General features: G+C 34.7%; 18 protein-coding genes. 13 read left to right on the forward strand and 5 right to left on the reverse strand.

Going from position 1 to position 26,078, the window contains the following annotated elements; translation table 11 throughout:
• Window positions 1-298: 298 nt before the first annotated feature.
• Window positions 299-1,411 (reverse strand): PilT/PilU family type 4a pilus ATPase, encoded by a 1,113-nt coding sequence (locus TERY_RS08170; RefSeq protein WP_011611382.1) that lies wholly within the window; start codon window positions 1,409-1,411, stop codon window positions 299-301.
• A 346-nt stretch (window positions 1,412-1,757) separates the two neighbouring features.
• Window positions 1,758-3,929 carry an ATPase, T2SS/T4P/T4SS family gene (locus TERY_RS08175; protein WP_011611383.1) on the reverse strand — a complete coding sequence of 724 codons (2,172 nt, stop codon included), beginning with the start codon at window positions 3,927-3,929 and terminating at the stop codon, window positions 1,758-1,760.
• 1,073 nt (window positions 3,930-5,002) lie between these two features.
• On the opposite strand from TERY_RS08175, the gene grpE reads away from it, so the two are divergent.
• The 6 genes from grpE (at window position 5,003) to TERY_RS34840 (ending at window position 14,963) form a co-directional block, all read left to right on the forward strand.
• Window positions 5,003-5,731, forward strand: a complete 729-nt coding sequence (gene grpE / locus TERY_RS08180; protein ID WP_011611384.1) for a nucleotide exchange factor GrpE — start codon at window positions 5,003-5,005, stop codon at window positions 5,729-5,731.
• Window positions 5,732-6,595: 864 nt separating this feature from the next.
• Window positions 6,596-8,668 carry a molecular chaperone DnaK gene (dnaK, locus tag TERY_RS08185; RefSeq protein ID WP_011611385.1) on the forward strand — a complete coding sequence of 691 codons (2,073 nt, stop codon included), beginning with the start codon at window positions 6,596-6,598 and terminating at the stop codon, window positions 8,666-8,668.
• Between the two features lie 972 nt (window positions 8,669-9,640).
• Window positions 9,641-10,765: a molecular chaperone DnaJ gene (gene dnaJ, locus TERY_RS08190; RefSeq protein ID WP_011611386.1), complete on the forward strand. Its 1,125-nt coding sequence runs from the start codon at window positions 9,641-9,643 to the stop codon at window positions 10,763-10,765.
• A gap of 367 nt (window positions 10,766-11,132) precedes the next feature.
• Window positions 11,133-11,402, forward strand: coding sequence for a sulfurtransferase TusA family protein (locus TERY_RS08195; RefSeq protein ID WP_011611387.1), 270 nt, complete (start codon window positions 11,133-11,135; stop codon window positions 11,400-11,402).
• Window positions 11,399-12,523 carry a small ribosomal subunit biogenesis GTPase RsgA gene (gene rsgA / locus TERY_RS08200; RefSeq protein WP_011611388.1) on the forward strand — a complete coding sequence of 375 codons (1,125 nt, stop codon included), beginning with the start codon at window positions 11,399-11,401 and terminating at the stop codon, window positions 12,521-12,523. The genes TERY_RS08195 and rsgA overlap by 4 nt, the downstream gene beginning before the upstream one ends.
• Before the next feature lie 973 nt (window positions 12,524-13,496).
• Window positions 13,497-14,963: an FkbM family methyltransferase gene (locus tag TERY_RS34840; RefSeq protein ID WP_011611389.1), complete on the forward strand. Its 1,467-nt coding sequence runs from the start codon at window positions 13,497-13,499 to the stop codon at window positions 14,961-14,963.
• Between the two features lie 172 nt (window positions 14,964-15,135).
• Here the strand turns inward: TERY_RS34840 and csaB are convergent, their stop codons facing one another.
• Window positions 15,136-16,179, reverse strand: a complete 1,044-nt coding sequence (gene csaB, locus TERY_RS08210; protein WP_011611390.1) for a polysaccharide pyruvyl transferase CsaB — start codon at window positions 16,177-16,179, stop codon at window positions 15,136-15,138.
• A gap of 79 nt (window positions 16,180-16,258) precedes the next feature.
• Between csaB and TERY_RS08215 the strand changes: the two genes are divergently transcribed.
• The 6 genes from TERY_RS08215 (at window position 16,259) to TERY_RS36570 (ending at window position 20,920) form a co-directional block, all read left to right on the forward strand.
• Entirely contained in the window at window positions 16,259-16,576 is a 318-nt protein-coding gene (locus tag TERY_RS08215; protein ID WP_011611391.1) for a DUF2499 domain-containing protein, read from the forward strand.
• 171 nt (window positions 16,577-16,747) lie between these two features.
• On the forward strand, window positions 16,748-17,068 hold the full coding sequence (locus TERY_RS08220) for a DUF3593 domain-containing protein (protein ID WP_011611392.1): 321 nt from the start codon (window positions 16,748-16,750) through the stop codon (window positions 17,066-17,068).
• A 565-nt stretch (window positions 17,069-17,633) separates the two neighbouring features.
• Window positions 17,634-19,277 (forward strand): SWIM zinc finger family protein, encoded by a 1,644-nt coding sequence (locus tag TERY_RS08225; protein ID WP_011611393.1) that lies wholly within the window; start codon window positions 17,634-17,636, stop codon window positions 19,275-19,277.
• Window positions 19,278-20,245: 968 nt separating this feature from the next.
• The gene (locus TERY_RS36560) at window positions 20,246-20,476 is read left to right on the forward strand and encodes a peroxidase family protein (RefSeq protein ID WP_011611394.1); all 231 of its coding nucleotides are present in this window, start codon (window positions 20,246-20,248) and stop codon (window positions 20,474-20,476) included.
• A 6-nt stretch (window positions 20,477-20,482) separates the two neighbouring features.
• Window positions 20,483-20,614 carry a catalase/peroxidase HPI gene (locus TERY_RS36565; RefSeq protein WP_011611395.1) on the forward strand — a complete coding sequence of 44 codons (132 nt, stop codon included), beginning with the start codon at window positions 20,483-20,485 and terminating at the stop codon, window positions 20,612-20,614.
• Window positions 20,615-20,725: 111 nt separating this feature from the next.
• Window positions 20,726-20,920, forward strand: coding sequence for a catalase/peroxidase HPI (locus tag TERY_RS36570; RefSeq protein WP_011611396.1), 195 nt, complete (start codon window positions 20,726-20,728; stop codon window positions 20,918-20,920).
• A gap of 1,223 nt (window positions 20,921-22,143) precedes the next feature.
• On the opposite strand, the gene TERY_RS27625 is transcribed toward TERY_RS36570, so the two are convergent.
• Window positions 22,144-22,416 (reverse strand): DUF4209 domain-containing protein, encoded by a 273-nt coding sequence (locus TERY_RS27625; protein WP_081432421.1) that lies wholly within the window; start codon window positions 22,414-22,416, stop codon window positions 22,144-22,146.
• A gap of 662 nt (window positions 22,417-23,078) precedes the next feature.
• On the opposite strand from TERY_RS27625, the gene TERY_RS08235 reads away from it, so the two are divergent.
• Window positions 23,079-25,121: a hypothetical protein gene (locus tag TERY_RS08235; protein ID WP_011611397.1), complete on the forward strand. Its 2,043-nt coding sequence runs from the start codon at window positions 23,079-23,081 to the stop codon at window positions 25,119-25,121.
• A gap of 97 nt (window positions 25,122-25,218) precedes the next feature.
• Here TERY_RS08235 and TERY_RS08240 read toward each other — a convergent pair whose 3' ends face one another.
• The gene (locus TERY_RS08240; protein WP_011611398.1) at window positions 25,219-25,536 is read right to left on the reverse strand and encodes a hypothetical protein; all 318 of its coding nucleotides are present in this window, start codon (window positions 25,534-25,536) and stop codon (window positions 25,219-25,221) included.
• Between the last annotated feature and the right edge of the window lie 542 nt (window positions 25,537-26,078).

The raw sequence follows: 26,078 nt of genomic DNA on the forward strand, positions 1-26,078 counted from the left end.
TTTATGATCAAAAACAGATAGTAAGCAGTAGACAAAACAAACAATAAACCTCCCACAATAGAGAAATTAAATTTGCCAATTTTTACTGTAAAATTAACAAGTTTATTCTTATGAGAACAAAAACAAAGTAGATAGGAAATCAGACCAATATATCTCTTGTGCAACAAAACTATAGCACTAGGAAGATAGGGCGCAGACATTTGTGAATTCTCAAACCCAGCCTTCGCAACTTCTGGCTTGCCCTTAGTCTTATAAAATCTTCCTTCCCCCCTTTTCCTTCATTCTTCTTTCTGCAATATTAATGAGCTCTAGCTTTAGCCTTAGTTTTAGCCTTAGTTTCCCTGGGCTCAGGGCCAATCAAAGCCTCTAATTCATCAGGCTTAACTGCCTTAGCCATAGCATTTGCCCAAGTCACATTCCCTTTTTCATAAAGTTTAGCCAAAGACATTTCCATAGTTTGCATTCCTAACTTAGCGCCCATTTGAATTTGAGAATAAAGCTGAGAATTTTTCGACTCCCGAATTAAGTTAGCGATCGCCGGAGTATTCAACATAATCTCATGAGCCGCACAACGACCCCCACCTGTTTTCTTAACTAAGTTTTGACTACAAATACAAACAATAGAGTTAGCCAACTGCGACCTCATTTGTGGTTGTTGTTCCGGCGGGAAAACATCCAACATCCGGTCTACCGTACCCGCAGCTGAGTTAGTGTGGAGAGTCCCAAAAACCAAGTGACCTGTTTCTGCCGCACTACAAGCCAAACCAATAGTTTCCAAATCCCGCATTTCCCCAACCAGAATAATATCAGGGTCTTGACGTAACGCTCCCTTCAGAGCATTAGCAAAACTTTTCGTATCTTCACCTTTTTGTCGTTGATGAAACAAACTTTTTTGATTGGGAAACACATATTCTATGGGGTCTTCCACAGTCAAAATATGTTCAGTACGAGTACGGTTAATCAAATCTATTAAAGCTGCCATCGTAGTTGTCTTCCCAGAACCTGTTTGCCCCGTCACCAAAAACAATCCCCTGGGTCGCTCCGTCATTTCCCGTAAAATCATGGGAATCCCTAATTTATCTGCATTAGGAATTTTAGAAGCCAAAGCACGCATACAAGCAGCCCAACTACCCCGCTCCCGATACACATTTAGACGGAAACGAGCCAAACCCTTAACACCATAAGCGCTATCAAGCTCCCAGTTTTGTTCTAAATGTTTCCGTTGCATATTATTGAGCATTTGGAAAATCAGAGCTTGTACTACCATTGGTTCCATATTTTCCCCAAACTGAGTTTGAGCAGTCAACTGACCGTTAATACGGAAAAAAATTGGTGCTCTTGCTTGAATATGAACATCAGAACCACCTTGTTCAACTAAAGATTCTAAAACATCCTCAATCATCAAAGACATATAATTTAATCTCCCTTTTATTAGTTATTAGTTACTAATTATTTTGACTTATCAGTTATACCAAATTATTCTGACTATTTACTTGTGGAAATAGTTAAACTATTAGTACTTAGACAAAGAAACCCAACTTCTTGGATAAATCATTCTTTTTAACAATACATATCTACTTTAAAAACCTGGTTTCAGAATTCCCCCGTGTAAGTCCTGGCTATTTTTCGCAGACCTTTGTCAAGCTAGTCTTATTAGTCCTGGGAAAATAATTTTTAACTGTTCGTCTTAAGTATTTATTGATAACAAACCTTTTCCACCCCCTTTTGCCCAACCTCCAACCCTTTACTTTCTACTCCTAATCAAAGCGAGGAGTCATACAGTAAGGACATTCTAACCATTCTGCTTGTAACTCAGCGTTACAACACTTACATATTAGATTTTGTTTAGCCAAGCGTTTCATTTCCGCCTCCAGACCAGAATCAGTAAATGTTACCCGTTCCACCTCCTCAAAAGTTGTATAACCTTCTCGTACCAAATTCAGACTATATTGTAACAGAGGCTTCATCCCCTCTTCTACTGCAGCTTCCTTAATTTGTTCCGTCGGTACCCTTTGAGTAATTAAAGTTTGTAATCGCTCAGTAATTTTCATAAACTCATAAACACCTACACGACCTTTATAACCAATACCATTACATTTGGGACATAACTCTCCCCTTTGTTTTAAATCTTCTCGTTGGTCAATTGGTATAGTATTTGCTTTATAGTATGTAAAATCTTTTTCTTGAGAAGGAACCAAACCATAACGACGAAACTCATCAGGTTCAGGGTGATATTCTATTCGACATTTACTGCAAACCCGACGCATCAGGCGTTGTGCTACTACACCCAACAAAGACGCTGAAACCATAAAAGATTCCACTCCCATTTCATCAAGACGAGCGATCGCTCCGGCAGCATCATTAGTATGTAGAGTTGTCAAAACCAAGTGCCCTGTTAACGCAGCTTCAATTGCCGTTTTTGCCGTTTCCTTATCTCGTGTTTCCCCTACTAGTAAAACATCCGGGTCCTGTCGCAGAAATGCCCGTAGAATATTCGCAAAAGTTAAATCCTTTTCCCTAATTACCTGACATTGAGTAATTCCCGGCAAAGCATATTCTATTGGGTCTTCTGCCGTACTAATATTAATACTTGGGTCATTTCGTTCTGCCAAAATCGAATATAGAGAAGTAGACTTACCAGAACCAGTTGGCCCAGTCACCAGAATTAATCCAAATGGACGACTAGCAGTTTCCCTCACCATTGCCAAAGTGGCTTTATCTGTGATTAACTTATCTAACCCCAGTTGGGTACTAGAGCTATCCAAAATCCGCAAGACTATTTTTTCACCATAGCGACTAGGCAAACTATTGACCCGGAAGTCAATTGTACGCCCCTTAAAAACTTTGCGGATACGACCATCTTGTGCTTGCCTTCGTTCTGCAATATCTAAACTTGCAATAATTTTAAATCGTGAAGTAATAGCCGGAATCACCTTTTTCGGAAATCGGAAATATTCCTGTAATACCCCATCTTTGCGCATCCTGATTCTGATAAACTCTTCTTGTGGCTCGACATGAATATCGGATACACCCTCAGTCAGTGCTTTTACTAAAATAATATTTACTGCTTTAATAACAGGAGCATCCTCAGCAGCAGAGATACTTTCAGCAATATCTTCTACTTCTTTTTCATCATCAGCTTCCTCTAACTGATTATCACTTTCAAAGAAATTAGACTCTAACTCTAGCTCTTTTTGTTCTGCCTCTTTTGCCTTAACAATATTCTTCTTGCTTTGTTCCTCTAAGTAATAGTTAATCAGACTTTCATAATCTTGTTTAGTAATAACCAAGCGTTGTAAAGTTAATCCACGATACCTCAAGATATTTTTTAACTCATCCAAAGCTTGAAGATTATGAGGATTAACCATTCCCATCATTACAAATGGTTGCTGATTTTCATAATCTTTCATTAAACTTGATGGTAATGAATCTCCTGCAAACTTTTCTAATTCATCAACTAAACTACTTTCAGAATCACTGCTTTGCCTCAGTGCCTTTAAACTTTTTTCTTGACTTATCTTTCCTATTTGGACGAACTGATTTGCTAAATCAGTTTCGCGACTAAAGAGTGGTATAATCTGATTCCGACGACAAGTTTCAATAGGAATTATCTTGTCGATTAAATAACATAACTGCTCTAGTGGTATTGGAGTAATTTCTGGGTCAAAAGTAGCTACACCATGTAGAATCATCAATTCAAATAGCTGCTGCTTTTTATAATGCCTAATTAAATCTGGCGGTAAGGGATGTCCTATTGCATCTTCGACCAAATCTGTCAGTGATTTGCCTGTCTTACGGCTTTCAATTTGGCAATGTTGGAATTGTTCAATGTTAACTAAGCCTGCCTGAACCAGTTTATTCCCAAAAGGGGACAGATTACCGAGGGCAACTATAGCGGTGCGTGGATTGCGTGAAGAGCTTTGGGCCATGATGAATAAATTTTTTTCCTTAATCTAAATATTCCCTAAGTTTTTGATAAAATTTATACTTGCTTAATAAGCTGTTAACCGAATTTACTGATTCAATATTTGCTGCTTGTTTTCTAGTTTGATTATTGTATGCACCCTAGTATTTCACTCTAGTTTTTTCCCTACAAAGGGATAGTTTATATTGTAAATCCTTATATCAACTTAAGGCCAACAGTTACTATATTGTAATAATCTTAGCAATTACAGAGATATCTTTCCTGTGTTTGGATAGTAGTGGACTGATACACCATTCTTATGTTTATTAGAAAAAAATGGTCAACCCTTGCCATCACAATAATTATGTAAAAAAAGCTAATGTACTATTTTAGCTAGCTGTGTCGATCCAGTAGGCAAAGTTAGCTATCACTAATCAAAATCTAGACTAGAAAAATCTTTTGCTTTATGGTATAATAGTTTGATATAATTTAATTATTAAGCTGTCACTTTAGACTGCAGTATTGGTAAACAATATAAAGTTATAGAGTTAATGATAATTATATCTTATAAGATTATGATATATAAATTCTTTTTATTTATTCTTGAATTTTGATACTCTAGTTAAAGTTTATGTACAAACCAAGAGAGTTTTTCAAAGCACTACTAAACATAGTATGACCATATTTTTTGAACAAAATAGTAAAATGATTACTTATTAATTCAATCAATTAAAAAATTCTAGTTAGTCAAATTTTCACTATAGAAATAGAGAAAATAAATTTGGCAATTTGAACCCATTGAACCTAAATTGAAGACATGGATTTACAGATATTTGGCTAAAGAAGTAATTTATATAATATTGACTGACTTACTTGATGTATGGCAGAAAATAACTGTATTACCACTTAAATTACAATAAAAAGCTATCAAAATAATCCTTACTCATGTAAACTAAAATTTATTCAATATTGTTAAAGCTTAGTGTTTGTCTATTTGTTGTTGATTATGATACGATTAATCATAGTAAAAACAACTATAAAATAAACAATACACCACAATATAAATACTAATAGCCCTAAGTATCAGGAGAGAATTAAATGGCAGGAGAGAACTCCTCTACAGAAACAAAAAATCAAGAAATAAATGAGAAGACTCCAGAGGTTCAAACTTTTGAAACTAATGTAGAATTCGAGTCATCTCAAAAGGTTGAAAGTGATACAGAACTTTCTGCAGATAATGCCTCTATAGATACAGATATTCAGAGCACTGAATCAACCTCAAAAGAAAAAGATCAGGTCTTATTGAAAGAGGCTTATGAATTATTACAAACTCAGTTAGAAACTACCAAGTATCAACTAGAAGAAAAAGAGAGTCAATACAAAAGGCTAGGCGCAGACTTTGACAACTTCCGTAAACGGACACAAAAAGAAAAGGAAGACTTGGATACACAAGTCAAGTGTTCTACAATCATGGAACTATTACCAGTAATTGACAACTTTGAGCGTGCTCGCTCCCATATTAAACCTGCAAATGATGGAGAAATGGCTATCCATAAAAGCTATCAGAGCGTCTATAAGCAAATGGTAGACTCTTTGAAACGCTTAGGAGTTTCTGTTATGCGCCCTGAAGGTCAAGAATTTGATCCTAATCTACATGAGGCAGTAATGCGAGAGGCAACCGCAGAACATCCAGAAGGAACCGTAATAGAAGAATTGGTACGAGGTTATATTCTAGGTGAGCGTGTACTCCGACACGCTATGGTTAAAGTAGCAACAGCACCAGATACAGATGCTGAGACCGAAAATCAAACAGATCCAGAAAGTTGATACTGGTTAGTGATTTTTTATTGAATTATTCTGCTTTAAGTTGTATTCATATCTATCCAAAATCAGCTACAAGAGAAACACATATGCTAATAGAAAATTTTCAATTTTCGGAAATTAACTAATATTTTTTCTGAGTGCAACTTAAAATAACAAAACATAGTTTTTGAGGCTAATTAAGATTAGCAATAACTTGAAAAAATTCTATTATGAGTTGCTAAATTAGCTGATTTTTTTTGCATATTTGAAAAAAAATATAGGAGATTAATATGTAAAAAAAAATAAATATAATTACATCAGATCCCTAGAATTTTTATTACAAATATTAATGATTAAACTTTTTTCGGGCAGGCATCTTTACCAATTTACAAAAAAAATTAATTGGTTAAAAGCCTTATCCATAAGTTAAGCAATAATTTTTTGAGTTGTTTTTTATAAATACATATGCTATGTAAAAAAATTAATTTAGTCGCGGGCAGCTAGCCCGAGATTCAAAACGGACGCACACCGCAAGGGTAACCACCTCAACCAACCCCAATCCTCTCCTGTGAGGATACTAAAATAGGGAAAGCCGTCTATAAAATATTCAGCATGGGTTTTGCCGAACCTCAAACAACCTTTGATATTCGGCTCGGTAGGAATCCCAGGGCTTAAACCCAGGGAGGATGTTAACTGTTTTACCTGTCTTTATGGTCTTGCCAGATATATATCTATGTTTACCCTTGATGAAGTCCACACTTATCAACTACCAAACCAGAAAAAAGCTATCTCTTTTTATTTTTCTAGTCTGAGCATAAACGAAACTAGAGGCTTTAAAGCTTCATTCCAATAAAAAAAAATTTTGACTATTAAGAACGCCGAAGCACTATGGGAAAAGTCATTGGCATTGATTTAGGAACAACTAATAGTTGTGTGGCCGTCTTAGAAGGGGGAAAAGCTGTTGTCATTTCCAACTCAGAAGGTGGACGTACGACACCCAGTATTGTAGGATTTAGCAAAGGAAATGAACGTTTAATTGGCCAACCTGCAAAGCGACAATTAGTAACCAATTCAGTAAATACAGTCTATAGCATTAAAAGATTTATCGGGAGAAGGTGGGATGATACCGAAGAAGAACGCTCTCGAGTTCCTTATATAAGTATTCAGGGTAAAGATGATACTGTAAATGTCCAGGCGAGGGGAAAAAACTATACTCCTCAAGAAATTTCAGCTATGATTCTGCAAAAAATGAAGCAGGATGCTGAAAAATATCTAGGCGATTCTGTTACTCAAGCTGTAATTACAGTACCAGCCTATTTTACAGATGCACAGAGACAAGCAACTAAAGATGCAGGAACTATTGCTGGTCTAGAAGTGCTAAGAATTATCAATGAACCAACTGCAGCTTCATTATCCTACGGTATGGATAAGCAGGAGAAAGATCATAGTATCTTAGTCTTTGACCTTGGTGGAGGGACTTTTGATGTTTCTATCTTACAATTGGGAGATGGAATCTTTGAAGTTAAGGCTACTTCGGGTAACAATCATTTAGGAGGAGATGATTTTGATAATTGTATAGTTAATTGGTTAGTAGATCAATTCAGAAGTCAGGAAGGGAAAGATTTATCTCCAGATAAAATGGCAATACAAAGAGTGCGAGAAGCAGCAGAAAAGGCCAAAATAGAACTATCCTCTACCGAGAGTACAAATATTAATTTACCATTTATTATCGCTGACGAAAAAGGGCCAAAACATTTAGAAGCTCAGCTAACTCGCCCTCAATTTGAAAAATTGGTTCAGCCTTTGATTGAAAGAACGATTGAACCGGTAAAGCAGGCTCTCAAGGATGCTGGGATGAAGCCAGAAGATATAGACAAAATTATTCTTGTGGGAGGGTCTACTAGAATACCAGCAGTTCAAGCAGCAATAGGTAAGTTTTTTCATGGTAAAGTTCATGATAGTTCGGTGAATCCTGATGAAGCTGTAGCTTTAGGGGCAGCTATTCAAGGTGGTATTTTAGGAGGTGAAGTTAAAGATCTTTTGTTATTAGATGTTATTCCTCTGTCCTTGGGTTTAGAAACTTTAGGAGGAATATATACTAAGGTAATTGAGAAAAATACTACAATTCCTACCAGTCGCTCCCAAATGTATTCTACTGCTGTGGATGGGCAAATATGTGTAGAAATTCATGTCCTCCAGGGTGAGCGACCAATGGTTAAAGATAATAAAAGTCTGGGTAAATTTTTACTCAAAGGAATTCCTCCTGCTCCAAGAGGTGTACCACAAATAGAAGTTAATTTTTATATGGATGCTAATGGAATTCTGAAAGTTAACGCTCTAGAACAAGGAACAGGTAGAAAACAAAGTATTGAAATTAGTAACACAGGTGGTCTGAGTGAATCTGAAATTCAACGAATGCAAAAAGAAGCAGAAACTTATGCACAACAGGATAATCAACAAAAACAATTAGCAGAATTGAAAAATCAGGCACATACTCTGTTATATAACTATGAAGCAACTATTAAAGAACATGGTAGTTTTATTGATCAACAGCTGGTTACAGAAATTGGTAATAGTTATGAGGAGTTAAAACAAGTATTGATTAATTATGAAACTGAAGTTAATTATGACCAACTAAGTCAGCAGATTGAAGTATTTAGGGAACAGCTATTTGCTTTAGGTGAAACTTTATATCAACAAGGGGGAAGTGAAAAGCTAAAATTACCAGAAGAAGATAAAAATTCTCAGGTGCTTCAAAATTCAGAAATTACAAAGCCAGAAAGTCCAAAGGAAATATCTGTTGTAAAAGCAGAAATTACAGAGTCAAAAACTTCTTCTAAAGAAGTAGAAAGTGAGATTTTTGTTGATACTAACTCAAATATAAATGATGTAAATTCAAGCAGGGATCAAGAAACAATAAAAGCTACTGAGAATGAACTTAGCCAAAATCCGTTTCTATAGAAATAGAAATTCTTAGTACAGGACAAAATTTATAAATACTCTAAAAATGCAAGGTATTTTAGATTTAAATCATTTCCTGGGAAGATGAGCAGACAGAGCACATAGAGCGAATAAATCCACTTTTTGAGTTCTCCTAAAGATAGAAGGATGGCAAAAATTGGGTGAAAAACCTCCCACAATCCCTACAGTCTTTTGTTTAGTAATTTTTTATTTGTTTTTTTAGAGTATATATGTTATAATATAAATATTTATTTTTGGAAAATTAGTATGAAGTAAAAAATGGATACACCAGGCAGGGGTAATCCAACTTCAGAGGGGTACAGTACAGCAGCTGATGAAATGTGAACCACCCACCAGCCCTTGGGCTTAGGAACGTTATAAACTCGGTACCAATCAGTCGGGGAGGATTTAAAAGAGACTGTATAGATATGGTAGCAACTCAAGCAAGTTACTCTGTTGAGTGGCATAGAGATAAATTAGTTAAGTGTATCTGAATTATGCAATATTTGACCAGATAAAAGCTATGTATCTGGTAAATGCTTGTCTCATTTCTCAGGAGGAGTCCATGTATCCCTAACCTCACTATTCAGTTAGGAAGTGGGACCTATAACACTTTGAACTCCTCACAAATTAAAGTCAAGCTGCTCAAATTAGCATTTTGTACAATCTAGGTTCAGACCCAATGCCTATTATTTCTTGTTGAAAATAAACATCTTTTGAGACTCAGGATTCTACACAAGCAATTGAAATCTGGAATTTTCTTGACTTGTAACCATTGAAACAGAAGGCTTGAGACCTTAATTTATTGATTATTAATAATAAATCTGTAGATTTATCATAAGTTTGTGCTAGACTAGATAAAGGCGAGAATAAATATACTGGGAAATTAAGACCAAAAAAATGATCGCCTAATAAATACATAAAATCACAAAGTATACATATTAACATTATTAATTCTAGGCAAATAGCTCTATGGCCCGCGATTATTACGAAATTCTAGGTGTTTCTCGTAGTGCAGATAAAGAGGAACTAAAGCGTGCCTACCGTCGCTTGGCTCGTAAGTACCACCCAGATGTGAATAAAGAACCAGGATCAGAAGAGCGCTTTAAAGAGATAAATCGAGCTTACGAAATTCTTTCAGATCCAGAAATGAAGGCCCGTTTTGATCGCTTTGGAGAAGCTGGGGTATCAGGAGGAGCAGCATCAGGTTTTTCAACAGACTTTTCAGATAGCTTCGCTGATATATTTGAAAGCTTTTTCAGTGGGTTTGGAGGAGCGGGAACTCAAGGACGTAGGCGAACAGGTCCAGTAAGAGGAGATGACTTACGTTTAGACTTGAATCTGGAGTTTATCGAAGCTATATTTGGTGGTGATAAAGAACTAACAATTAAACACCTGGAAACTTGTGGAACCTGTAATGGTTCAGGGGCTAAACCAGGTACAAAACCTCAAACTTGCTCTACTTGTGGGGGTACGGGTCAAGTTCGCCGAGCGACAAGAACTCCTTTTAGTAGTTTCACTCAAGTTTCAGTTTGTCCCTCATGTAACGGTAGTGGACAGATAATAGAAGAAAAATGTGTTGATTGTGGAGGCCGTGGACAGAAAGAGGCTACAAAAAAAATAAAAATTACTATCCCAGGGGGGGTAGACAATGGTACTAGGTTACGAGTATCTAATGAAGGAGATGCAGGTCGGATGGGTGGCCCACCAGGAGACTTGTATGTTTTTCTATCCGTAAAAAATCACCCAGAGTTTCAAAGAGATGGAATTAATATTATCTCCCAAATAAAAATTAGCTATTTACAAGCAATTCTGGGTTGTTGTTTGGAAATAAATACAGTTGATGGTAAGACGGAATTAACAATTCCATCAGGAACTCAGCCTAATGCAATTTTAACTTTGGAAGATAAGGGAGTACCTAGACTAGGTAATTCAGTAAGTCGTGGGGCTCATCTGATTACTATCGAAATTGATATTCCCACAAAAATTACTCCAGAAGAAAAAGAGTTATTGGAAAAATTGGCAAAGATTAAAGGTGAACGTACTGGAAAAGGAGGTATAGAAGGGTTTCTGGGAAGTTGGTTTCAACAAAAGTGATTGAAATTAAAAAATTTCCTAATTATCTATCACAAAAATATTATCAGCAGGGTAAAAAAACAGAGGCGTTGCTGAATTATTTTATAATTTTCTGGATGTTGAATTAGATTTATATATTGATTGGTATCTATTCATAACTGAAAATCAGCAACGCTAAAACATGATCTTAAATATTACCTAAGTATACTAAATATGCTTGTTGTTGAAATTAAATTATGGTAAAGAAATTACACAACTAATGATTGTGCTTGATGAGTGTTCCTAAATACCTTTGACAACTTGAATTTTAGCTGTACATACCCAAACGACAATAATCAACTTGATATGAGACTTTGTCTCAGTTTTATAGAGCAGAAAATATTTAACTATGGATTCTCAAGCCCAAATCCAAGATGGACAAAAGTCAGATGCTCAAATAGATCTGCGAGGTACTCCATGTCCAATTAATTTTGTGAGGACAAAACTGTATCTGGAAAAGATGATGCCTGGAGAAATTTTAGAGGTGTGGTTAGACTCAGGGGAGCCAATAGAGCAAGTACCTGATAGTTTGATTGTGGAAGGTTATAAAATAGAAGAAATAAAAGAAAAGTGTGAATATTTTGTCCTCAAGGTGCGTCGCCCAGAAATGGTTGCATGAATTGGAATTCAGAAATAGGTGATGTATTTGAGAAGAACTGGTTAGGGACAGTAGTAGCAGTTCAGGCAAATTTTTACCAAGTTAAGATTGAGAGAAGTTATAACTCAGTAAAAAATGCTAGAGAAAATTTACCTCAGTTTCTTCTATGTACCCGTAGATCGCGTTTGAAGAAAATTGGCCAAAAAGTCATGGTGGGCGATCGCGTAATAATAGAGGACCCAGACTGGGTGGGTGGACGAGGTGCTATAGCAGAGGTTTTACCAAGAGAAACAGAGCTTGATCGCCCTCCTATAGCTAATGTAAACCAGGTAATGTTGGTCTTTGCTTTGGCAGAGCCTAATTTAGATCCTGTTGCTTTAACAAGGTTTTTACTTAAGGCGGAGTCAACAGGTTTAGAGATATGTTTGTGCTTGAGTAAATGCGATCTTGTATCTGCAACAAAAATGGAAGAATGGCGCTCTCAAATTTCTGAGTGGGGTTATGAACCATTTTTTATTAGTCTGAAAACAGATGTGGGTTTGGGAGTAGTTAAGGATGGCTCAAATTCTCTGTGGGAAAAACTGAGGAATAAAATTACTGTGGTTTCTGGTCCTTCTGGTGTGGGGAAGTCGAGTTTAATTAATTATTTGATTCCTGATGTGAATTTACGGGTGAGTGCTGTGTCTGGAAAATTGTCGCGGGGACGACACACTACTCGTCATGTTGAGTTATTTGAACTGCCTAATGGGGGTTTATTGGCGGATACACCAGGTTTTAATCAACCACAGTTAGAATGCGAAGCTATAGAGTTGGCGCATTTATTTCCAGAAGCTCGAAAGTATTTGGCAGATGGGAGTTGTCAGTTTAGTGACTGTTTACATCGGGATGAACCTAATTGTGTAGTAAGGGGTGAGTGGAATAGGTATGAGTATTATTTGATGTTTTTAGAAGAGGCGATCGCACGGCAGGAGGCATTACAACAAAAACCTTGTGTTGAGTCTAATTTAAAAGCAAAAATAAGTTCGGGTGGTAAACAAAAGTTAGAACCTAAGTTAGCTAGTAAAAAATATCGGCGTTCTTCTAGAAAATTAGAGCATCAGCAGTTGCAAGATCTGTGTGAGGAGTTAGTTGACTTTGAATAATTGTGAAGTTAGGCGATCGCTACTCAGGTATGTTATATCAAAGCTGAAAATTATTGTGCAATATTTAAATTAATTACTAATTAAAATGAGGTTAGGCGATCGGTGTTATAAACAGGAGCTGATAACTATCTAAAAAACTAGCCTTAGAGACTGTTTTTCAAAGGAATATTAAATGCAGGTTTGGAGTGGGTGTCGGTTATCGCTGACTTGAATTGGCGACAATAGTTATGATATGGAATCAAAATCTTAACTATCTGTCGTCACCTACCAATATTATAGTAGATTCTACTTTGGTAAGGAACACTCGGGAGCGGGGAAGATGCAGGTACTAAAAACATTTAATTGTTAATAGTAGTAGTTGAGCATTAAATAACTTTTCATCACTGGAATAAGTTTCATTGTTGAACAAATCAAAAACTACAACGTTTATACCTTCCTCGATCAAGGCTTCAAATATATGTGATCCAACAAAACCTACTCATCTGGTTACGATCACAGACTTGCAAAACTCTAGAGTATAAGTATTTTTGGCGTTGCATATTTACGGGGTGAATTACAGTTTTAGAGAAATAGGAAGTCAAGGATGGAATTTCCGTTTTCTGCAAATTCTGCAAAGACTCATCTTTTAGTTCAGCAAAACTGCGTTTTTTTTAATACCTTGTTCAAATATCCTCAGATAATGTTCTTGAAGCTTTGTTTGAGCAAAAACCTATTGCAACATTATTTTGTGGTGGGTTCAAAGTTAATTTTTAAGTATCCGTTACTATCAAGACATCGCCACCAAAAAGAGGAAGAGACTGAACTCAATTTGCTGTGACCGACAAGTAGAAAAAGGAAATTAAGTTTTCAAATAAGAACTGTTGTTTAATTATTAAAGATAATTATTCAGTAAAAAAAAAATTATTTAATGATAAAATATTTACAAGTTAAAAATTTACTATTAACATAATTTAACTGCTTAAAAATATAAACTATGAAACTTGATAAATTACAAATTCAAAAACTGGAACAGTTTCTCGAAAAAATCAAAAATGACACCTATCCCGAACCTTCAACCCTACTTCATAGCCAAATAACTCAACAAATGTTTGATGTATGTTTGAAACAAATATCTTTACCTCCTGCGGCAAAAATCTTAGATATTGGTTGCGGTCAAGGTGTGGCTTTGGAGATATTTAAAAAACATGGCTTTGCACCAATTGGAATTACTTTAAATAACGAAGATGTAGCTATTTGCCAACAAAAAGGTTATGAAGTTTATCAAATGGATCAATCATTTCTAGATTTTGCAGATGACTATTTTGATTTTGTTTGGTGCCGACATTGTTTAGAACATAGCATTTTCCCATATTTTACTTTACAGGAAATTTATAGAGTTATTAAAAATGAAGGTTATTTATATATAGAAGTACCTGCTCCCGATACCAGTTGCCGACATCAAACGAATAAAAATTACTATAGTGTATTGGGTAAAAGTATGTGGCTAGATTTAATTAAAAGAAGTGGATTTGAGATTTTACAAGTATTAGATATTCAATTTAATGTGCCTGCTGGTCCTGATATTTATTGGGGAATGATTCAGAAGAAAATTCGTTCTACTATAACTTCAAAAAATTCTGTCAAAATTATCAATTTTAAATGGGTATCTAACTCTGATAATCAAGAAATTAACCTTTCTCTAGACTCTAATGAATTTACTCAAAAAATGATGCTTAACTATTTTGAAAAGGGGCAAGTTTATGAGTCGGAAATTTTTCAATTAATTTCCAGATTTCTCGAAGTCAATGATTGTTTTATTGATATTGGTGCTCATATTGGGTATTATTCGGTTTTGGCTGCCAAAATAGTGGGAAGTAAAGGGAAAGTATTTGCTTTTGAGCCAGAATTATCAAATCATCAAAAAACTTTAGAAAATATCACTCTTAATCATCTGAATAATATCAAACTATTTAATCTGGCTGTGGGTTCGGAAACTAAGCAAACACAAATATTTGTTAATCAAGATAATGATGGGGGTCATGCTTTGTGGGATGTAGGTAAACATCCATTCAATAAAAAAAGTTTGAATAATCAAACAATGCAAAATACTCAACTATCTACACTAGATAATATTCTCAGCCAAGCTGGAAATATTACTAATTTAAAAATCATAAAAATTGATACTGAAGGAGGAGAACTTGATGTGGTTAAAGGAGCTGTAAATACAATTCGCAAATATGATGTTCCATACATTATTTGTGAGATTAATAGATTTGGTTTACAGCAAATGGGAACTAATGAAACTGAACTCCGGGAATTTATGAATTCTTTGGGCTATGAAACTTATTTGCTCACCTCAAACAGCAGTAACCAGTTAGTTAGGTTACCTATGGGCAAGTATTATGAAACATCCTATGTTTTTAATGTTCTATTTACAAGACAAAGTTTTATACCCCAATAGTTTTCAATAATAGGTAAATTAAGCAGTGACATAAAATTAATTAAATCTATCAAGGTTTGGGGAAAAAATAAACTTCAGTATTTCAACCCTAATACTGAGCACTGCTAAACACTAATAACTAATAACTAATAACTAATAACTAATAACTAAAATGACTAATGACTGAAATAACTTATGAATCAAATAAAACAGAATGTAATACCTCTTTATGAATGAGCGATCGCTCCCGAAAAAAAGCTATTCTATCTGATAATAAAACATCCCCATTTACATAATTCTCAATCCAAGTTTTACTAATTAAATTCGGATCTTCTGGTAATTCTGATAACTCCCATCCCGGCATTTCCAAATCAGTCATTAACTGGCTAACTTTCGGATCATAACTAATAGCAAAACAGCGACATTCTTCTGATGCGCCCATAATTAAACTGTGGAAACGCATCCCTATTACCATTTCCACTCCTCTAAAAACTCCCTTTAAAACTTGAGGATTTTCTAAAGTTAAAATTTTACTATGATTAGGTAATTTTTGATGAATAAATTCGGCAATTTTAAAATCTTTTATAGGTTGAAAAGGTAATAACAAAATAAAGGCTTGAGTTGCCTTTTGAAAAGATATGATTGCTTTAGTTAAAGTTGCTAAACGTAGGGGAGTAAGTTGAGGATGGAGTCTCAAGCTCACCGCTACTCTTGGTGCAGGTAAACTCCAAAGACCAGGGACCGGGGAAGTTTCTAAAGCCCAAACCGGGTCAGGGGCTAAAGTAAAAGGAATGTTCCATTTAGCAATTATTCCTGCTGAAGTTGCATCCCTGACGCTAACAATATTGCAATGCTTTAAACATTGTTTTGCCAAAAATTGAGTACTTAAATGATTTAAAGGCCCAATTCCTTGTGCCCAGGCAATAGTTTTTAAGCCCATTTTTTGAGCAATTCCCATTAATCCGGCATAATAAAAAGGACTAGCAATACTGGTAGCATCTTGAATAAGACTTCCACCACCCCAAATAAATATATCTGAAGTTCTCATAGCTTGGAGGATGGTAAATGCATTGAGGCGATCGCTCGCTTCTACTTGGTAGCGTTGTTTGGTTTCGGAGGGGTTGCCAGATAAAACTAATGGTTCAATATTATCGGGCAACATCTGCAATAAAGATGCTAACAATGCCTCATCTCCACCATTTCCTTTTCCATAGTAACCACATAAAATTGCTCGCATTTGTTTGAATTATTTCCTATTTTGATTTAACCTGATAAAAAAGGAGAAATTAATACTTGAAAATTCAGATTTTTTAAATATGCACGCTTTATCAATACCTACTTGGATTATTCATATTTCTAGCGTTATCGAATGGGTAGCTGCCATCTGGTTTATTTCGATTTATGGTAAAGTTACCCACAATTATGCTTGGTATGGTCTATCATTTGCTATGTTACCTGCATTAGTTAGTGCTATGTGTGCTTGTACTTGGCATTATTTTGATAATGACCCTAATTTAGAATGGTTGGTTACCCTCCAAGCATCAATGACTTTATTGGGAAATTTTACCCTATTAGCTGCCGCTTGGTGGATATTTTCTGAGAGTAAAAAACAAGAGATAGATAGTGGAAGTTAAAAAATTTATAGTATATAAAAATCGTAAATTATTTGTGAAAAAAAATTGTAATAGTTTGTTTTCCCAATCCCATTAAAATTGGGCTGGGAGAGCAAATTTTTACGGTAAAATATTACAATCTCAACACTCATTATTATACTCTATATTGTAATTTTTAAGGCTTCTAAAAGTATGATTTCTAAAGATATTTTATTTGCTCTTTCTTTATTTCCATATTTAGGTTTTCTTTGGTTTTTAACTCGTTCTGGTAAAGCACCTCGTTTAGCTTTATTTGGATTTTATGGCACTTTAGTATTTGTGGGTGTTACTATTCCGGCTGGAATTTATGCTCAACAAGTTTATGGTGAAGCTTTAGCAAATATTGATTGGTTACATGGCGGTGCTGAAGTATTTTTAACTTTATCTAATATTTTAGTAGTGTTAGGTTTTAGGGAAGCTATTTTAAAAAAGGAAGAAGTAAGAAATAAGAAGGAAGAAGGAACAACTTATTAGTAAATTTTCATAAAATAGGAAATAGGTATCGGGGCAATAGGAAAAATTAATTAATAATTTCTGGATAAGAATTAATCGTGTTTTTGATGTTTAGAGAGGTCTGTTTTTCATATCATTTACAGGAAAAACTAAAGATACAGTATAGGAGCTTATAGTTTCATCAAATGATTGTCGGGGGTTAGCGATCGCAATCTAATTTTTAAGGTGTAGATTTATAGCAATTTTCATAAAATTTGAAGCAGACTTCTTTAAACAAAAAACTCTTATAAGAAAATTTTTGGAAATGTCTCGAAACTTCATTTATACATCCTAATAGACTAGATAGATTTAATTAATATTCACAACCAAAAATTTCCTCACCTTATACTATTTTATGGCGTTCAAAAGTCAACCCACCCCCTTATCCTCCAAGACCAAAAAGTTAAAATTTAAAAGTCAGATTTAAAAAAAATAAAACTTTAATTCTACAGTAATTGTAGAAAATTATTTAAGAGGTAAAGCTAAATGCTTAGGTTACATCTAAGAAAAAAAACTGTGAAAATTATTCAATAAATGAAAAAAAATTATGGAATTTAATTACTCTTATAAAGGCAATACATATATTACTGACAATGGCAAAAATACTCAGATGTCATTCTCTCCAGATACCAAACGAGAACCTACCTATTTTGTTGGTGAACTGGGAAAAAATGTCGCATTTCGTGAAGCAATAAGTGCCTTACATGACGTAGTAGTTTCCGACCTCCGATACAAACCAAAAGACAAAGCAGCTTATCAAGAATGGCGTGGCAAACAAAAAGATGAAATAGACTGGAAAAATATTGCAGCTAAACATCAAGAAGTAGCTCGAAAAATAGTAGAAATTAGTACAGAATTAAACCAACTATACAAAAACCGAGAACAACGTTTAAAACCATTTAACCAAGCTCAACAAAAATTCTTTCAATATCTTTATAAAATTGATTATGATGCTTGGTTTGTTTTAGACCCAGTAATAACTGTTCATCCTGATGAAATTTTCTTTGAATGTTTCAGTATTGACGAATCAACTTATGGAAGACTTGGAGCCAGTTATGAACTATTCAAAAATATTAATGATTTTGCCTGCGGAACTACCAATATTGACTATTCTTCAGCCCTCTATCAAGAATTTCAAAAAATTCGTAGTTATAAAACAACTCAACTCCAAGTAGACCCCTCCGGTTTTGAACTTAAAACCACCAAAGAAGAAACTTTTAAAGAAGTAAAAATAGACCTCCCCGATAACTGGTTAAGAGGATTTTTACAAGTCAGTTCAGCTATGTCATTACCAGGGACAAAATTCGACTTGCACCCAATGGATATTTATAATATGTGTTTGGTCTTGCGTCGCAACAAAGAAAAACATGGGCCCCGCAGTATTCGCTACTTTTTAGAACCAGGAGAACCAATAGAAATAGTATTTGAACCATGGAATCTGGAAATAATTTGTCACCGTTCTATTTACACTGGAAATTCCCCTCAACAAATCCGAACTTGGGGGCGAAGAAGACTACATATTTTAGAACGTTTAATTCCTATTGCTAAAAAATTTACTGTTCATTTATTAGGCACAGGAATGCCCTCATTTTATGTAGCAGATTTAGGAGATATGTCTTTTACTTTAGGATTATCAGGATGGACGGCAAATGATTGGGCACAAGCTGGTAATTTTGACTTAATGGCACCCCGTGCTGATGTGGATGAATGGACTCAGAAAATAATATTTAATGGGTTGCGAGAAAACTGGTTTGAAACTGCTAATAGTTTAGCAAAAAGACTTAATTTAAGTCGTACTTCTGTATTGGGTGCTTTGGGTGCTTATACTCAAGCTGGACGAGTAATTTATGATTTAAATAAACAGGTTTATCGGGTTAGAGAATTAAGTCGGGAACCTCTACCAATGGAGAGGTTAAGGTTTGCAAATGCTAGGGAAGAAAGTGCTACTAGATTTTTGCAAGAAAATTTAGTTAAGGTAAATTCTGTCAATGATATTAATGGGGTTTTAAGTATTAAAGGAAACGTCAGAGATAAGGGAATAACTTTTTATTCTTCTTTAGATATTGATCGCGATGAGCGGATAATTGAGGCAAAGTGTAATTGTAATTGGTATCAGCAAAATAAATTGTATCAGGGGCCTTGCGAGCATATTTTGGCCTTGCGGATGCAGCAAGCTCGTCAGAGTCGATAGCAGAAGTTATACGGTTTAATAGAAGTCAACAGTCTACTTATGTGGCCTTACATTAGGCGATCGCCTAATTTATGAATAAGACTTATGCAATACCGCTATATATCCTGAATAAATTCGTCTTGCTCAAGACATTGCAACTACAATTATTGCCGTTGCGTAATTCCTGATGAATTCAAAACAGTTTGATATCTTTAATAATTCAGACTTATTGAGCAACTCTGTCAGAACTTACACAGTTCAAAACTCAGTAGGCAGAAGCTTTAAGGAGGTTGACAGTACAGGTTAATTTACACTAAAATCCATTACTGCTTTTATTTTGTGGTTATTTGTAAAGTTTATTGTAAATTTATTTGATTAAATAATCATAGAAAACAGTAAAAATAAATGTCCATTTTCAAGTGTAGTGATCAAGCGTGGAGCTGGAGATGGAACATCAAACCATAATTGGTGACCTAATAAATTGAAACTGAATATCGTACGCCAAAATTATTCACTGTCAAACCTGATGGGTAAAAGCTTTAATTACATTGAAGAATTTAAAAGCCCTGATCTCAATGTTATAAAGCAAGACATTTTTGACTTAATAATTAAGTCTCAAGATTGTTGGCCTACTAATTATGGTCAGCATAGCATAGTACAGGTACTTATCGTATTGCTGATGACTGTGGTGCTGGAAGCTCTAGTATGTAGGGTTTTCCCCATTGAACAGCTAGGCTGATAATACTAATCTTCACAAAGCCCGTGTATTAACTTGGCCAGTCAAACAAAAATATGGTCGGAAAATTTTTTAGGCAGATTTAATCATTCTTGCAGGAAACTGTGTTCTCGAATCAATGAAACTTAAGACGTTTGGATTTGCTGGTGGACGTGAAGATGTTTCGGAAAAAGAAGAAGATATTAATTGGGGTAGTTAATCAGAATAGCTTGGGGATAAACGATATTCAGGAGATCGAGATTTAGAGAATTCTTTGGGAGCTGTTCAGATGGGATTACTTTATGTGGATCCAGAAGAACCAAATAGAAATACTGATCCATTAGCTGCAGCTCAAAATATTCGTGAAACCTTTGGCCGCATGTCAATGAATGATGAGGAAACGGTTGCCCTAATTGCAGGGGGACATACTTTTGGAAAACCTCACGGTGCTCCTGATCCAGAGCAATATATTGACCGAGAGCCTGAAGGGGCAAAGATTGAATAACAAAGCATGGGTTGGAAAAATACCTTTGTTAGTGGTCATGGTGTTGCTACTATTACTAGTCTTCTAGAAGAGGCTTGGACTAATACACCAACACAATGGAGCAACAACTTCTTTAAAAATTTATTTGGCTATGAGTGAGAACTAACAAAAAACCCTGCCGGCGCCCATCAGTGAATTCAATTCCTAAAGGAGGAGCTGGCGCAGTTACTGTCCCTGATACAGGATTTCTCAAAAAGTCATCCTCCATTTATGCTTACTACAAACCTTGCTTTGCCTTTTGATCCTTTTGATCCTATTTATAGAACTATTTCACAACACTTCTATGAGAACCCAGATGAATTTGCAGATGTATTTGTTCGTGCTTTGTTCAAATTGACACATCGTGATATAGGCCCTATTGCTCGTTATCTTGGCCCAGAAGCACCTAAAGAAGAGTTTATTTAGCAAGGTCTTATTCCTACAGTTACCCATGACTTAATTGATCATCAGGATACCACTGCACTAAAAAGGAAAAATCCTTGCTTCGGGATTATTTGTTTATGAATTAGTTGCTACGGCTTGTGCTTCTGCTTCAACCTTCCGTGGTTCTGATAAGTGTGGTAGTGTAAATGGTCGTCATATTCCTCCGATCAAGAAGTCTTTGACGGGGTTGACCGTGCTACTGGTGAAGTAAAGTGGACAGGTACTCGTATTGATTTAATCTTTGGTTCAAACTCAGAGCTTTGAGCACTAGCTGAAGTTTATAGTAGCTCAGATTCACAAGAGAAGTTTTTTGAGGATTTTATTGCTGCATGGACTAAAGTAATAAACCTAGATCGTCTCAATTTGGCTTAATTACATTCAAAAATACTTCAGTCAAAAAAAGCGATCGCTTTCTTTGAGAATGAAATGGTCTTGCTATATCGCCATCTTTACCTTTAAGAGAATGAGACAGCCCTGGGAAAATAACGAGGCTTAACTTCTGTCAAACAGAATAATTCCTATCTTTAAAACCATATTTTCTAATCAAAATTATGAAAAGCTTGTTATAATAATAACAACACCCATAGTCTAATAATTGGCGAACAGCCTTGCAATTTGGGCGGTGGATCGCCGTCCTTGTGTTAAGTCCACACATGCATCACTAGCCTGCTTTTGACTGTTCGGGTCATCCCATCTATACTGGGCAACAGTTTGGCTTCCTGGAAGCTTTTCCAGTTATAGATGGGAGACCCGTTTGAGTTAAGCAGTCTAGTCCTAAGAGGTCTACGAAGGGGCAACCAATGTCTGTGGGTGTTTTTTCAGCATTATTGAAGACGTAACACAAAGGTACTATATATAGAGTTCAAAAACTATAACGTTATAGTTTTATGCGCTATATATATGGTCTCGGCGTAATTTCTATTGCTCCTCCAATGTAACAAATGTAAAAAATATATTGGTAATTCCCACAACTCTTACTCGTTTGTGAATTTTAGGATGCTTATTCTGCAACAAAGTCACATTATCGCCATCGAGAATACATTTGCTCAGTGTAACTGACCTTCCTCCGCAGCAGTGTCTTGAGCAAAAACTTGTTTATCTACTTCACGTCGGTAAGCAGCTATATTTTCTACAAACTCATCAACTAAGAAATTATCTTTGAAAATAGCTGCTTATGTCTCCCAAGGATCGGATAGATCGACTTGCTATTGATAGATGAACAAAGGTAAATAACATAGTCTCAACGTTACCCACCACAGGTAAGACATCAGAAGACTTGAAAAATCTTCATCATCAAGTAAGCCATGAGCCATAAGGTTTCTCAAATTAGAGCCAGAAATATCAACAAGTAAACCTTTCAAGTCAAAAAGCGTATCTTCATCAAAAATGTCTTTTATTTTAGGGAGGTCAAGAGTCTTGTTTAAATCATCTTTATTCTGAATTATTTTTTCATTATAAACCTCTGATGTACCTAGTATTAACTAGATCTTGCGAGCCAGAGTTAATAAAATCTTCTTTAGTAACAGAAGGATCAATAGACAACATATTTTCACCTTTATTCTAAATTTTGCTAGTATAGTCAAAATTAAATATAAAACAGATAATTCTCAAATAAAACTCAAGCAGCTGCTCACAAAGTATTAATATCACAACCACAATTTTCCTGTAAATAATAAGTTATTATCTTAATTATTTCTAATTCCAAAATTTCATTTTTTATAACGATTTAATGGGATATTTATCAATTCTTTCCAAATTTATTAGACCAGGATTTTCACCCACAAAACTGTGTGATTCAACAGTCTTTATAAATACATGATTTATCGTAGTTATTGCTTCATTTACTGCTTAAAGATCGGGTATAATTATTTATCTATAACATCCAAATATTATTACCAATAAAAGTATTGCCTTTGTCTAGCAAATAATCTGGCATAGCTTTTGCTAAACCATCTGAATATTATATCAATTGTCACAACCAATAGGTAAATTGTTACATAAGATAAATGTAAATTTATTTCTGAAAAGCAATAGCTTAAACTAAGCTATAACTTATAAAATTTTACCATAAACTGTTAAAATAATACTTTTGATATTTATCAATTTAAACTTATAAATTTAAGTGACTCGAAAAAAACAGATGAAACAAATCCTCTACCTAGAAGTACCAACACCAGATACAAAAACCGTTTGTCAATGGCTACAATCTAAATTTGAAGCTGGTTTCGGCGAAAAAAATATAACTCCAGATGGCTTTATTATCAAATTTCCAGAAGCTCCAACTCAGGAAATTTCTGTATTTGTCTGGTCATTACAAAGAACTACCTATTTAAAAGTATTTGCCCAAGGAAATATCTCTCCAATACAAAAAAAATTTACCTCAAACTTAACTACCAATTTGCGAAAAGAATTTCCTTTAAATTATCCAGAACCTCCCACAGTCGATCTATCAAATCAGTCAATTTTTACAGCTTTAGCATCAGATTATCCCCTCACAGTCAAATACTTTCAAAAAATGCCTAGAGGAGAATATGACCTCAACCGTTTATATTGGTGGGAAAAACGTTGGCGTGAAGGAGTTAAAAATCCTCAAAAACCAAAACAAGTACTTTGGAAAAAAGAGTCTGGAACAAATAATAATTCAATTGAATATGACTTAATTTATGTTGGTGGTGCTCTGGGAACTATTCATGCAGCAGTCATGGCAAGACTAGGATATAAAGTATTATTATTAGAACGGTTACCTTTCGGTAAAATGAATCGAGAATGGAATATTTCTCGCTCAGAACTTCAGAGTTTAATTGACTTAGGTTTATTTACTAACGCAGAAATAGAAAATTTAATTGCCAGAGAATATAAAGATGGATTTAATAAATTTTTTGATGCTAATAACCCTGATTTTTGTAAGGCAGCAATTCTCCATACTCCCACTGTTTTAAATGTGGCATTAGATTCAGAAAAATTACTGAATATATGCGGAATAAAACTACAAGAAGCTGGAGGAAAAATCGTCGATGAAACAGAATTTATTAAAGCTGAAATTGAACCAGAAAAAGTTATAATTCACACTCAAAATTTATCTAGCAAAACTGAAGAAATTTTCTGTGGGCGTTTATTAGTAGATGCCATGGGTACTGCTTCTCCTATCGCCTGGCAATTAAATGGTAAACGTGCTTTTGATAGTGTTTGTCCGACAGTCGGAGCAATAATTGATGGTGGATTTGAAGCAGGTGTTTGGGATTCAAATTATGGAGATGTTCTAAATAGTCATGGGGATATTTCTCGTGGTCGACAATTGATTTGGGAGTTGTTTCCCGGTGCTGGAAATGAATTAACAATTTATCTATTTCATTATCATCAAGTTCATCCTGAAAATCCTGGTTCTCTGTTAGAAATGTACGAAGATTTTTTCACTATTTTACCAGAATATCGACGCTGTGACATGGAGAAATTAGTATGGAAAAAGCCAACTTTTGGTTATATTCCTGGGCATTTTAGTATTAAAGCCAGCGATCGTCAAATTGCTTTTGACCGTTTAGTTTGTATTGGTGATGCTGCTTCTCTTCAGTCTCCTTTAGTATTTACTGGTTTTGGGTCTTTGGTCAGAAATTTACCTCGTTTAACCGAGCTTTTAGATACTGCTTTAAAACACGATTTACTTAGTGCTAATCACTTAAATAAAATTCGTGCTTATCAAAGCAATATTGCTATTACTTGGTTATTTTCTAAAGGTATGATGGTGCCCACAGGTAAATATTTACCCCCCCAAAGAATTAATTCTATTTTGAATACTTTTTTTGGGTTATTAGCAGACTCGCCCCCGGAAGTAGCAGATACTTTTATTAAAGACCGAGCTAATTGGTGGATGTTTACAAAATTAGCCCTTAAAGCAGCCAGAAAAAATTCTTATCTTTTATTATGGATTCTAGATTTTATTAATTTTCAGGAAATATTACTTTGGACAATAAGTTATATAAATTTTACTTTGTTTAGTTTGGTAAGTTGGTTATTAGGATGGTTGCCTAACTTTGCCCGTTGGATTCAACCTTGGTTAGAACCTCGTTATCCTGGTTTATGGTTTTGGATATTAGCAAATAGTTATGCCTTAACCTATAATGTCGGTCAACCACAGATAAACTTTAAATTACAAAAGCCATTTCAGTCCGAAAGCTTGTCTGGGTAATAATCACCATTACTATGGTAAATTACATTCATATTTCTTGTATGAGCGACAAAATAATTTGACTTTTTCCCAGGGGTAACAATAGTTCCTGTTAGCTTTACACTCTCATCACAAAACGAGCAAGTAATATAAACTTTAACATTGTTTTCTCTTGCATAATTGTTAACTTTATGCATCGCTGGCTCAAAGTCAGTCGGCGATCGCTCTTCAAGTATTTATTCAGCCCATAAGCATCATAACTCAACCCCAAAGAATTAACTCTTGCCCTTAAACTCCAGCCAAAATCAATACCCAAAGGTCCCACCCTAGGAGAATATAAAGGGAAAAATTTTTTGAATCCCATACTAAAGTTTAGTTGAGGAACTTGATAGACAAATAACTTTGCTTCTTGCCCCAACAGCAATTTAAAAGTCATTCAGAAGTATTAGGATTTGAATAAAAACATTGAATACCTAAATTAAACTCATCTTCAGCTACAGATTTCTTTCTATAAACTAGTTGATTAACACCCTTATTTAATTTCTCAAAAAAGTCGCCAATAACATTAGTAATAGTCTCTAATAAACCTTCTAATTTATAATATTTATATAGTTTTTATTAACCATCCAATTTTCCATAATCAATATCTTATTCTTTTTCTTAATTCTCCAATTTTCCATAATCAACATCTTATTCTTTTTCTTAATTATCCAACTTTCTATCATTAACATCTTTTTCTGGAAGGATATTTTTAACTATAAACGATAAATATAGTTAGCGATCGCTCAACTTAAAAAAATCAACATTAATTAACTTATCATGCCCATCATATTGAACTTCTTTGGTATGTTTAATACTTACAACTTCAACTTTAAACTTTAATAATTATAGGTATTACCAAAAAATCACATCTAAAACCTCCCCTTTTAAAGAAATAAAAAAACATTCATTTAGCGCTCCGCACAACTTCATAATACT

It is taken from the genome of Trichodesmium erythraeum IMS101 (genome assembly GCF_000014265.1).
Lineage (GTDB): Bacteria > Cyanobacteriota > Cyanobacteriia > Cyanobacteriales > Microcoleaceae > Trichodesmium > Trichodesmium erythraeum.

Bases quoted from the DNA above. Each gene is read 5' to 3' on its own strand.
- TERY_RS08170 (WP_011611382.1), bottom strand. From the start codon at position 1,411: ATGTCTTTGATGATTGAGGATGTTTTAGAATCTTTAGTTGAACAAGGT.
- TERY_RS08175 (WP_011611383.1), bottom strand. From the start codon at position 3,929: ATGGCCCAAAGCTCTTCACGCAATCCACGCACCGCTATAGTTGCCCTC.
- grpE (WP_011611384.1), top strand. From the start codon at position 5,003: ATGGCAGGAGAGAACTCCTCTACAGAAACAAAAAATCAAGAAATAAAT.
- dnaK (WP_011611385.1), top strand. From the start codon at position 6,596: ATGGGAAAAGTCATTGGCATTGATTTAGGAACAACTAATAGTTGTGTG.
- dnaJ (WP_011611386.1), top strand. From the start codon at position 9,641: ATGGCCCGCGATTATTACGAAATTCTAGGTGTTTCTCGTAGTGCAGAT.
- TERY_RS08195 (WP_011611387.1), top strand. From the start codon at position 11,133: ATGGATTCTCAAGCCCAAATCCAAGATGGACAAAAGTCAGATGCTCAA.
- rsgA (WP_011611388.1), top strand. From the start codon at position 11,399: ATGAATTGGAATTCAGAAATAGGTGATGTATTTGAGAAGAACTGGTTA.
- TERY_RS34840 (WP_011611389.1), top strand. From the start codon at position 13,497: ATGAAACTTGATAAATTACAAATTCAAAAACTGGAACAGTTTCTCGAA.
- csaB (WP_011611390.1), bottom strand. From the start codon at position 16,179: ATGCGAGCAATTTTATGTGGTTACTATGGAAAAGGAAATGGTGGAGAT.
- TERY_RS08215 (WP_011611391.1), top strand. From the start codon at position 16,259: ATGCACGCTTTATCAATACCTACTTGGATTATTCATATTTCTAGCGTT.
- TERY_RS08220 (WP_011611392.1), top strand. From the start codon at position 16,748: ATGATTTCTAAAGATATTTTATTTGCTCTTTCTTTATTTCCATATTTA.
- TERY_RS08225 (WP_011611393.1), top strand. From the start codon at position 17,634: ATGGAATTTAATTACTCTTATAAAGGCAATACATATATTACTGACAAT.
- TERY_RS36565 (WP_011611395.1), top strand. From the start codon at position 20,483: ATGGGTTGGAAAAATACCTTTGTTAGTGGTCATGGTGTTGCTACTATT.
- TERY_RS36570 (WP_011611396.1), top strand. From the start codon at position 20,726: ATGCTTACTACAAACCTTGCTTTGCCTTTTGATCCTTTTGATCCTATT.
- TERY_RS08235 (WP_011611397.1), top strand. From the start codon at position 23,079: ATGAAACAAATCCTCTACCTAGAAGTACCAACACCAGATACAAAAACC.
- TERY_RS08240 (WP_011611398.1), bottom strand. From the start codon at position 25,536: ATGACTTTTAAATTGCTGTTGGGGCAAGAAGCAAAGTTATTTGTCTAT.